Source organism: Pseudarthrobacter sp. YAF2, from assembly GCF_052113345.1.
GTDB lineage: Bacteria > Actinomycetota > Actinomycetes > Actinomycetales > Micrococcaceae > Arthrobacter.
This window is the reverse complement of sequence record NZ_JBFRDA010000006.1, coordinates 208,424-219,620: the sequence shown is the minus strand read 5'-3', so window position 1 is coordinate 219,620 and position 11,197 is coordinate 208,424. Positions and strand designations below refer to the sequence as shown.

General features: G+C 61.9%; 6 protein-coding genes. 4 read left to right on the top strand and 2 right to left on the bottom strand.

Annotated features, from left to right (window positions below):
• The first annotated feature begins 206 nt into the window (after positions 1–206).
• The gene (locus AB4Y79_RS08665) at positions 207–2,624 is read left to right on the top strand and encodes a TOTE conflict system archaeo-eukaryotic primase domain-containing protein (protein ID WP_441860452.1); all 2,418 of its coding nucleotides are present in this window, start codon (positions 207–209) and stop codon (positions 2,622–2,624) included.
• Positions 2,625–5,047: 2,423 nt separating this feature from the next.
• Here the strand turns inward: AB4Y79_RS08665 and AB4Y79_RS08660 are convergent.
• Both AB4Y79_RS08660 and AB4Y79_RS08655 read right to left on the bottom strand, forming a co-directional pair.
• Entirely contained in the window at positions 5,048–6,439 is a 1,392-nt protein-coding gene (locus tag AB4Y79_RS08660) for an MFS transporter (RefSeq protein ID WP_441860451.1), read from the bottom strand.
• Between the two features lie 173 nt (positions 6,440–6,612).
• Positions 6,613–7,404, bottom strand: coding sequence for an IclR family transcriptional regulator (locus AB4Y79_RS08655; RefSeq protein WP_441860449.1), 792 nt, complete (start codon positions 7,402–7,404; stop codon positions 6,613–6,615).
• 55 nt (positions 7,405–7,459) lie between these two features.
• On the opposite strand from AB4Y79_RS08655, the gene AB4Y79_RS08650 reads away from it, so the two are divergent.
• From AB4Y79_RS08650 to AB4Y79_RS08640, 3 genes are read left to right on the top strand one after another with little or no spacing between them, the layout of a single operon-like run.
• Positions 7,460–8,509 (top strand): Ldh family oxidoreductase, encoded by a 1,050-nt coding sequence (locus AB4Y79_RS08650; RefSeq protein WP_441860448.1) that lies wholly within the window; start codon positions 7,460–7,462, stop codon positions 8,507–8,509.
• Entirely contained in the window at positions 8,502–9,770 is a 1,269-nt protein-coding gene (locus AB4Y79_RS08645) for an iron-containing alcohol dehydrogenase (RefSeq protein ID WP_441860446.1), read from the top strand. The genes AB4Y79_RS08650 and AB4Y79_RS08645 overlap by 8 nt, the downstream gene beginning before the upstream one ends.
• Positions 9,767–11,194, top strand: a complete 1,428-nt coding sequence (locus tag AB4Y79_RS08640; protein WP_441860445.1) for an NAD-dependent succinate-semialdehyde dehydrogenase — start codon at positions 9,767–9,769, stop codon at positions 11,192–11,194. Before AB4Y79_RS08645 ends, AB4Y79_RS08640 begins: the two co-directional genes overlap by 4 nt.
• The last annotated feature ends 3 nt before the right edge of the window (positions 11,195–11,197 follow it).

Here is an 11,197-nt window from a genome sequence, read left to right as displayed (position 1 = left end):
TAAGGGACATCAGCGCCGGGAACAGGGCATGCAGCGCCAGTTCCCGCCTAGGGCCAGCAGCATCACATCCAGCCGGCGCTGCAGGACCGCCCGGCGATAATGGGCCGGACCCGGACAGGAGTAACCGTTTCACTTCATATCGTCTAGACTGCCGCGGATTCCGCAAGTTTCCGTGGTTCCCTGCCGGCTGTATGAGAATTGGAACCGTGATTGAAGACACTCCTGAAGTTGGTGCGCAAACTGCATTGCCGGGCCTTTCCCGTGCGGCAGACAGGGCGTTAAGACGTGAGCTCGAGGAGCTTCGTCTGGACAACGCCAGACTGCGGAAGCTCTTGGAACTCACGGAAGCGGAGTCAAAGCCAGCCCACTTGGCTCAGGCTGTACTTCCTTCAGTGGTGCACCATGGTCCGGTCACCATGGATTCGTCTCCGGAAGCGAAAGTCCGGCTCTTCCAGGATCTGTTCAGGGCGCGCAATGATGTGTACGCAGTCCGGTGGGAAAACTCGCGGGACGGGCGCTCCGGCTGGGTTCCTGCCGTCGCCGGTGGTTGGCGTAAAGGCGCGAACATCGCAGGCGCCAGGTTCCTGCCGCTTACTCCATTAGTCGTTGCCGACCATTTGCGCGGAGAGCAGCACATTGGCCTCTATCCCTTGACGGAACAGGACACCTGCTGGTGGGTCGCAGCGGACTTTGACGGCGGCGCCGCAATGCTCGATGCACTTGCGTACGCTAAGGCTGCTCGGTTTCGAGGTATTCCCGCGGCCCTGGAAGTGTCCCAGTCCGGTCGTGGTGCCCATGTTTGGATCTTCTTCAGCGCGGCAGTCCCTGCCTCTGCAGCTCGCCAGCTTGGCACCGGCCTCATTCATGAGGCGATGGCACTGCGAGGCAGCATGAGCCTGGCCAGCTACGACAGGCTTTTTCCCGCCCAAGACGTTCACTCAGGCAAGGGTATGGGGAACCTGATAGCCGCACCGCTAAACGGCAAGCGCCGGCAGCATGGCACCACCCTGTTCCTCGACACCACGACCCTCGAACCATATGAGGACCAGTGGGCGTATCTTTCCAGTTTGGATCGGCTTTCGGACCGTGAAGTTCGCGAACATATCCGGAGACTTCCGGCAGTTAAGCTGGGAAATGAAGTTCGCCGGCTGGAATTGCCCCAATCGTCCAAAATTGTTCCGCGCCCCGCGATGATTGTCCGCGCAGGTTTCGGTTCCCGTCTGACGATCAAAGCTGCGGACCTTGGACCAGCAATGATCGCGGCCGTCAAGCATGCCGCGTCCATGCCGAACCCGGAGTTCTATGAACGCCAACGCCAGAGGCGGTCCACCTGGAACATTCCTCGATACCTGCGGAACTACGACGAAACGCTTGACGGCGACCTTATCTTGCCCCGTGGTTTGTTGCCCCTGTTACAGCAACTCGTCGAATCGAGTGGCAGCTCGCTGCGCATTGATGATCAACGGGCGCGAGGCACGGCTCAAAGCTTCGAGTTCTCGGCCAGCCTGCGCTCCGAACAACAAAGCGGCTTGGACGCCGCCACTGCCGCCGAGCACGGAGTCCTGGTAGCCCCGCCCGGTACGGGAAAGACTGTGATGGCGTGTGCTGCGATGGCACTGCGCGGCGTCTCAACCCTCATTCTGGTTGATCGCAAAGCCTTGGCGGAGCAATGGCGCAGCCGCATCCGCCAATTCATGGACGAGCAGTGCGGCCAAATCGGAGGTGGCCGTTCCAAGACGACGGGGCGGGTCGATGTCGCGCTGTTGCCTACGCTGGCACGGCGGGAAAATGTTGCCGAGCTGACCGCCGACTACGGTTTCGTCATCGTAGACGAATGTCACCACGTCCCGGCGGCAGCGTTCACCCACGTCATGAACCAGATCCAGGCCCGGTACTGGCTGGGGCTGACGGCAACACCATACCGCCGCGACAAGTTGGACTCGCTGATCTATCACCAGCTCGGCCAAATCTCCCACACGATTTCCCCAGCTGTTCCGCAGCAGCTGCCAACCCACGCCCACGCGATTGCCGAACCGACGCTGGCCTTGGAACTGCACCGGACCTCATACGTGTACGACGGCGCCGCAGACCCCAGCGAACCGGGCGGGATCTCTGCCATCTACAAGGACTTGATCGCCAACGAGGAACGCCTGCAGCAAATCTACGACGACGTCATTGAAGCCTACGAACAGAACTCCCGAATCCTCCTACTGACGACGTGGAAAGCCCATCTTGAGTCCCTGAGGTCCCGGTTCGAGGCGGCTGGTCTGAACCCGGTGGTTTTCACCGGGGCGATGAAGGCCAAGGAACGACAGGCCGCCGTCGACCTCCTTGCCAGCACGGATGATGCGCAGCCTCTGCTGGTCTTGGGCACCGGCTCATACATTGGAGAAGGCTTTGACTGCCCAAAACTGGATACCCTGTTCCTTGCAGCGCCTGTGTCGTTCAAAGGCAGACTGGTCCAGTACGTCGGCCGGGTAATCCGGCCGTACCCGGGGAAAACTGTGTCGACCGTTCACGACTACTACGACGAATCCACACCCGTACTGGCCGCGTCCCTGAACAAGCGGGCTCCGGGGTATGTCTCGCTCGGGTTCCCTGATCCGCGGAAGCTCAAAGCCTAGGTCTAGCTGTTCCGGAGGCCGCTTCTCGGACGCGTCCTCGTTGTCCCTACTGGAGCGCAGTTCCCGCCAGCTGACGCCGTAGGTTTAAAGACATGACAAACTTCCATCGCTTGCCTGATTCTCGACCCCAGTTTGCTAGGAATCAGCCGCGAGGTAACTTTGAGGAGCGATTCGGAATCCTCTCCAAGTACTCCGGTGTCTGCGGTGTTTGCGGAGCTCCTTGGATCCCCGGGGAGAGGATTTTCAAGTTGCCAGAGTCCCGCCGTTCCACTCAGAACCCGTGGGTCTGCCGAGGCTGTCGCTTCCCGGAGAACCACTCCGAGCCAACACTTGCGGATGTATTCGTTAAGTTGAACCACCGCAATCACACCGGCCGTACACCCGGGCTCAACCGGCACGACGTCCAACACTTGCTTGCTCTGCACGGATCGCTCACCGGAGAAGCCGCGCTCGCGATGGATGATCTGCCAGCAATGAATAAGCTTCGGAGAGCTCACCAAGAACGAGTTTCGACAAACCTAAATCGCGTTGAACTCCTGGATCTTTTGGAATGCTTTGTCCGTGGCGGTCTAGTTAAGCGCGTGGGGCGGACTCGTTACTACTGCATCCCCTCGAAGATCGAGTCGGCCGGCTCCTAGACTGTGGCTCAAGTTCTTGTTCGGCGCATTAGGGCTGAGCGCATTTCCTAGACGGGCCCCTGCGTCCATGTGTCCGTGAAGCGAAGTTTCTTCACGGGATACCGTCTTACGGTGCTGGTGAGGGACAGGTTCGCCTTGAGAGGACGTGACCTGGCTGACCACCGAGCGTGAGTACCGTACTGCTTTCTTGCGATGGAGAGGCGCTTCCTTTGTCCTATAGCAAGTAACTTGACTCGTTCCGTCGACGAGCGAGAGTCGCCCGTGCCACACGGCAGTGTCGCTGTCGGTTCCTGTCTCGCCCAAGGCAGCAGCGACCGCTTCAATTCACGGGGATAGATATTGGTCAACCACTAGCGTCATGGCTTTGAAAGATGAAGGAGGCAGCCCGATTTCAGGTTGATTGAAGAAGTCCATCGACTTGTGGTGACTCGTGTCACGCTGACGAGGGGGAGCTCGTACAGGCGTTCATGCACCTTGCTGATTTTTCGACCTAAGGGAGCCTGTGGACATTGTCTACACTTTTCGTCTCGGACTGCTTTGTACAGCCCTCGAACTGCTCCGGATTCCGCATGTTTTCGCGGGTTCCCAGTGTTTTCAAGGGCTGGAAGACAGTTCGAGTCCCACCTCGGGCACAGTGTTTCTGCAGGTCAAGGGCCTGTTTCTTCCTCTGGTGTTGACAAAGCTTGACTTTTTGGAAGGCTTCATGCCTGAAGATGGGGGCATCACTAGCGCATGCGCTGGATCGGGCACCGTTCCCTGTGACCAGCAGTTCAGATGTTTCTTTCGAGGAATCAACCCGGATCCCTTGCTGGGTGGGAGCTGGAATCAGGGTGTAAGCCATCCAGGTCGGATGGGTGCGTCCCTGCGGTGTCGCCTCTAGTGGACGGCGGCGTGGCACCTTGGGGTGGGGCGCGGACCCTGAGACGGCGCATATGTGGGAGACCTCCAACACGGCCCGGGAACTGGAGGCCCTCATAGGTTTGGCGGTTCTCACCGAGAACGACACGAATTCGGTTGCTCTTGGCACTTTTTGGTCCGGAGGGGCCAACGCGATCGTCGTCGAGGCCGATGGAATTGGGTGCTGGTGCGGGTCCCGCGGATGCCTTGACACCGTCGGTCCGCCCCGGGAATAGTCCGGCAGCTAATGAACGATCAGCAGTTGGCCATGTTATTTGATGATCAAAAAGTCAGGTGACGAAGCAGCTGTCTACGGGCGTGTGCTCGCTGAGTTGGTTGAGGGCGTGCCCGAGGCAGAAGGGCTGATCAGCCCCTCAGTCCGAAGCATCGCCACTGTGTTGCTGGGCCTTGCCAATATCCTGGACCTTGACTGGATCGAACTCACAGGACCCGGCTTCGCGGCCACTAGGAAACGCTATATCAATGAGGTGAAGACACTCATTGAAAATGCATCCTTCACCCGAGGGGTCCAGACCATTGCCGTGGAACCAGGCGGCACGGGACCGGAAGTGGCCGCACTCGGTGCAGCCTCGGTCGTACTTCACAGGAGCCCTACGCCACATCGCATACGCGCTTGGGGTGGGGGTCCCTCTGCTGGAAACCCCCACCCTACGGTCGACTGGTTGCCATCATTTCCTGTCGCAGCATGCCCGACGATTTCTGGGACCCGACTTGGCCGAGATGAGGCAGCACTGCTTGAGGCTAGTGGACTGGGCTCATCTCATTGGGGCGGGATCGGTAGGCGGTCTCGATATGCCGAACCCGTGCCCAGGGCTGCTGCGATCGGACAATACCGACCTCTGCCTCGCTGCCCTACCAATATGCGGTCTAGTTCGACGCCACGAGGGGGCGGTCAGCGTCTTGGCGGGGGTTCAGGGTTTTGAACATCCGTGGGAGGGTTGCGGTGAGGATGGCGGCGAGGATCAGGATTCCGCCCATGAGGTAGCTGGGCAGTGTGTAGTTGCCGGTGGCGTCTTTCAGTGCGCCGAATACGGTGGGGGCGACGAATCCGCCGAGGTTGCCGAGTGAGTTGATCAGGCCGAAAGCGGTGGCGGCGGAAGCGCCGGTGAGGAAGTAGCCGGGGATTTGGTAGAACGGTGCGCTTTGGGCGCTCAACCCGATGGTGGCTACGCAGATCGAGATCATGATCAGGATGGGTTGATGGAAGGCTGCGGAGGCGCAGATTCCGACGGCGCCCAGGATGGCGGGGACGGTGGCGTGCCAGTAGCGTTCACCGGTCTTGTCTGAGTGGCGTGCCCAAAGGATTGCCGGGACGACGGCTGCAACGGCTGGAATTGCGACCATGAGGCTTACCTGGAAGGTGGTCATCTTGATTCCGGCCTGGGTTTGGAATGCGACAACCATGAGCGGGAGGAAGAATGCGAGGGCGTACTGGCCGAATTTCAGGCAGAAGTAGATGAAGGAGAGCATGAGGACGCGGATGTCGCCTATGGACCGGAAGACACTCCTGGTGGAGTGGCTGGCTTCTACGAGTGCGTGTTCTGCTGCGATCGAGCCTTCGAGCCAGTCGCGTTCCCGGGTGGTCAACCACGTGGCTTCGGCGGGTCGGTCCACAAGCTTGAAGAGGCACAGGACGCCCACGAGCATGGCGGGAACACCTTCGATGACGAACATTGCGCGCCAGGATTCGATACCGAAGTAGTGGTCCGGGGTGAGTAGAAGCCCCGTAAGGGGGGAACCGAAGATGGCCGAGAGCGTGCCGCCCAGGACGAACAGGGACAGCATTGTTCCCCGGTATTCCTTGGGCACCCAGAGCGTGAAGTACAGGATGACGCCGGGGTAGAACCCGGCTTCTGCCACGCCCAGGAGAATGCGGAGGATGTAGAGGCTTGCTTCGCTGTTGACGAAGCCGGTCGCTGCGGCCACCGCGCCCCAGGTGATCATGATGCGGGCCAGCCATTTGCGTGCGCCCACCTTGTACTGGATGAGGTTGCTGGGGACTTCGAAGACGGCATAGCCGACGAACAGCAGTCCGGACGCCAGGCCGAAGGCGGCGGTGGTCAGTCCGAGGGCTTGGTTCATTTGCAACGCGGCAAGGCCGATGTTGGTCTTTTCCAGTGAGTTGAAAAAGTAGGCTACGGCGAGGATTGGCACCAGGCGCAAGGTGACTTTGCAGATGGTGGCGCGTTTCTCGGCGGCCGAAAAGTCGGATGGCAGCGACGCTTGGGCGCCGGTCGCCGTACTGCGTATGTCAGTCACGGTCACTCCTTTGTGTCGTGGCCCACAAAAGGGCCGGTAAGTAACTGAATACGCTCTTCCCGCACGGGACGGGAGCTCGCATCCCGGATAGCGGGACGTTTCATGCGGGCGTCCCGGTATCCGGGCCGACAGTACCGTCCGATCGGCCGTCCTGCTGCGCGAGGAGCTGAATGTCAGGCAACGGTTGAGCGTCGAGGCCGTTTGGCGGTTCCGATGGCGCTGCTGAGGGCCATTGCCGTGGCCAGTACGGCTGGCGCGTAGCGTTTGGCGATGGCCAGTTCGGTGGCGCCGGTGACTGAAATGGCTCCTGCTATGGGGCCGCCCTGGCCGTTGAAGACGGGGGCGCTGACGCAGAAGAGTCCCAAGCGGGATTCTTCGACGTCGTAGGCCACTCGCTCTGTGCGTACGCGGGCCAGTTCCCTGCGTAACTCAGCGGGATCGGTGACCGTTTTCTCGGTCTGCTGCAGCAGCGGACCGCCCAGGACTGACTCAACGAATTCCGGATCGCTGAAGGCAAGGATTGCCTTCCCCAGGGCGGTGGCGTGCATCCTGGCGCGGCCGCCGACGCGGGAGTGTGGAACTTTCAGGGTTCTGGTGGTGATTTTTTCGATGTAGAGCACCTCGTTGCCCTCGCGGATGGCGATGTTGCTGGTGAGCTTTGTGACTTCGTTGAGGTTGTGCGCAAAGGGAAGCGCAAGGTCCCTCAGGGTGCTGGACGAGGGAACCAGGGAGCCGAGCTCGAAAAGCCGGACGCCGAGGCTGACACCGTTGGTGCCGCGCTCCAGGGCTCCCCAACTGATTAGGTCCAGGATCAACCGGTGCGTCGTGGACTTGGGAACGCGGGAGCGGCGGGCGATTTCACTGATGCTGAGCACCTGGTCCGGTGCGGTGAACAAATCGAGCAGCGCGAGGCCGCGCGACAGGGACGACGCGGAACCGGCGTCCTGCTCTGCGGGACGGGGCATGGGTAGCCGCCTTTCGTGTGTGGATGATCTTAGGAGTTATACAGAGGAGGGATCAGTGAAAACAAGCGCCAAGGAAAGCGCCTCCGAAGCAATTGTCGTACCGAGCGACGATCTCCGGAAGGTCATCAGCGATGCTTTGACGGCCAACGGGGCATCGAGGCCCAACGCCGACGTGCAGGCCGAAAATCTGGTCGAAGGTGAATTGCGTGGACACGCCTCCCACGGCGTCCGCCGGTTGGCCGTGCTGGTCGAACGGATGCGTCGCGGCCTTATCGTCGCCAACGCGGAGCCCCGTTTGGAGTGGGTGGCTCCCAGCGTCCTTCGGGTTGACGGGAACCGGGGTTTTGGGCCGGTCGTGGCCTATAGGGCCATCGATGAAGTCGTTGCCAGGGCCGACGAAACCGGGATAGCGATGGCTGCTATTTCAAACTCGAGCCACATCGGGATGCTGGCACCCTACGTGGAGTCGATCGCCCGCCTGGGGCAGGTGGCGGTGCTCCTGACCACCAGCGAAGCACTTGTGCACGCATGGGGTGGCAGGGGAGCGAGCGTCGGCACCAACCCCATTGGCATCGGGGTCCCGACCTCACGGGAACCCCTAGTGCTCGACATGTCAACAGCGTCAGTGTCAATGGGAAAGATCATCGATTACGCCGCTACCGGCCGGCCACTCCAGCCCGGGTGGGCAGTGGATGCCCTTGGGCGGCCAACCACCGACGCCCCCGCAGCAGTCCAAGGGGCGCTCTCACCCTTTGGCGGACCCAAGGGATATGCCCTGGGGATCGCCCTCGAAGCACTGGTGGGCACCGTGACGGCCACGGCGTTCGGCACCAATGTAGTGGGAACGTTGGACACCCAGTTCCCGGCTACGAAGGGCGACCTCCTGATCAGCGTGAGCCTGGAACGGCTCGGGCTGTTGGGGATGCTGCCGGCATTGACCGACTATTTGGACCACGTAAGGGACAGTGGAGTTTCCGGCCCGGCAGATGTTCCCGGGGACCGGGCGCGGCGCACCCGTGAAGGACGCGCCACAACCGGGGTGCCGATTGACGACGAAGTATGGGCACTCGCCCTCAAATACGCGGAAGGACTTTCCCATGACTGACATTGCCGCTTCATTCGGCCTGCTGAGGCTGCCCGATTCCATAGTTTTCGGCGACGGCAGCCGGGCAAGTATCGCCCGAACCGTCGCAGCGCTGGGCCACCGGGCCCTGGTGGTCTGCGACCCGTTCCTATCCAAGACCGGGGCGTTCACAACGTTGCTGGCCGAACTCGAAGCCCTGAACGTGTCAGTGACCGTTGACACGCAGGTCGTCCCCGAACTTCCGGTCACCGTGGTCGAAGACGCCATCGAACGGGCCAAGACCACCGACCCGCAAGTCATTGTTGGGTTCGGTGGCGGCAGCGCCCTCGACCTGGCCAAGCTCATCGCCCTGGGCCTGGCCCACGGAACCCCGCTCAACAGGTTCTACGGTGAAAACCAGGTCCCCGGACCGGTGACTCCGCTCGTTGCCGTGCCCACGACGTCGGGCACCGGCAGCGAGGTCACCCCGGTAGCGGTACTCGCCGATCCGGACCGTGAACTGAAGGTCGGTATCTCCAGCCCGCACCTGATTCCGCGGGCCGCCATCGTGGACCCCAGGCTCATGGTCGGCGCCCCCGCCGCTGTCACGGCCAGTGCCGGCGCGGACGCACTGGTCCACGCCATCGAGGCCTACACCGCCAACAACCACTCACCGGAGTGGGCCAGTCAATTGCCGGTCTTCGTGGGAGAGAACTTGCTCAGTTCAACCCTTGCCCTGGAAGCGATCAGGCTGATCGGGCTTTCCCTTCGCGACGCGGTCAGGGACGGCGAAGATTTTGAAGCCCGCTCACGCATGGCATATGCAAGCCTGCTGGCCGGCATGGCATTCGGCGCCGCAGGCACCCACCTGTCCCACGCTGTCCAGTACCCGGTGGGCGCCCTGACTCACACCCCGCACGGGCTGGGCACGGGCATGCTGCTGCCCTATGTCATGCAGGCGCTGCTGCCCACGGATACCCGCCGCCTTGCCGGCGTCGCCGGTGCCCTCGGCGTCGCCGGAACCGGCATCGAAGAATCGGCACAGAACGCGGTCGACGAAGTCGCCGCCATCATGGCGGACATCGGCCTCCCCGTGGACCTTGCCGCCATCGGCGTCACCGAACCAGACCTTCCCCGAGTTGTGGAGCTGTCCCTGACGGTGCGGCGGCTCGTCACCAACTCTGTCATTGACCCTACGGAGGAGAACCTCCACCGGATCGTCCGGGCCGCGTTCAGCGGCGACCGCACCGAACTCAAACCCCTTCCAGCCACCGCCTCGAATGAAAGCGAAACGAGCAAGTGAACCACAAATCAGACCTCTTTATTGATGGCCGTTGGACCCCCGGATCTACCGGTAACAGATTCCCCGTTCTGGACCCTGCCACCGGTGCCGAGCTTGCCTCCTTCGCCATTGCAGATGAAACCGACTGTGACGCCGCGGTCCACGCCGCGGCCGCGGCTCTGCCCGCCTGGTCCGCCACGGCGCCCAGAGTACGTGGCGAGATTCTCCGGCGCGCCTTCGAGATCCTGACCGAGGAAAAGGAACAGTTGGCCGAAACGATCGTGCTGGAAAACGGCAAGTCCTACGCCGATGCCCTGGGGGAGGCCTCGTACGCGATCGAGTTTTTTCGCTGGTTCGCCGAGGAAGCGGTCCGCGTCCGCGGCGACTTTCGGCTCTCACCCAGCGGCGACAAGCACATCGTCGTCACACACCAGCCCATCGGCGTCGCCCTCCTCATCACCCCATGGAACTTTCCGGCCGCCATGGCTACCCGCAAAATCGCACCGGCTCTTGCCGCTGGCTGCACCGTGATCCTCAAGCCAGCCCGGGAAACACCGCTCACCGCGGCGTTCGTCGTCGACGCCCTCCGCCGCGCTGGCGTCCCGGACGGAGTCGTCAACCTCGTCACGCCCGTCCCGACCGGTCCCGCCGTCGCCCGGATGCTCCACCACCCCGATGTCCGCAAGGTCAGCTTCACCGGATCCACCGAGGTCGGCCGAGTCTTATTGCATGAGGCGGCCGACAACGTGGTGAGCGCCTCCATGGAACTGGGCGGCAACGCGCCCTTCGTGATCCTCCCCGGCGCAGACCTGAAAGCTGCCGTGGAAGGGGCCCTGATCGCCAAGATGCGCAACGGCGGCTCGGCCTGTACCGCGGCCAACCGCTTCTACGTCCACTCTTCACTGGCCACGGAATTCGCAGAACGCATGGCCACCGAACTCGCCACCTGGCGGGTAGGCCCTGGATCGGATAAAGCAAACCAACTGGGAGCCCTGGTCTCCGTCAACGAACGCGACAAAGTCGCCGAACTGGTCGCTGGTGCCATCAAGGCCGGCGCGACGATACTGACCGGAGGCGAATCATCCGAACAGGGAGCGTTCTACGCCCCGACCGTGCTTACCGGTGTAACCCACGACAGTGAGATCACCCAGACAGAAATCTTCGGACCAGTCACGTCCGTTATCGAATACGACGACGTCGACGACGCCGTGCGGATGGCCAACGACACCATTTACGGACTGATCGCCTACGTGTACGGCGAACAGGCACCGGCATTAGCTGTGGCACAGGGCATCGACGCAGGCATGGTCGCCGTCAACCGTGCCGTCCTCAGTGATCCCGCCGCCCCCTTCGGCGGAATGAAGCAAAGCGGACTCGGCAGGGAAGGCAGCTCCGAAGGAATCCTGGAATTCCTCGAAGAAAAATACATCGGAATCGACCTGTAGCTG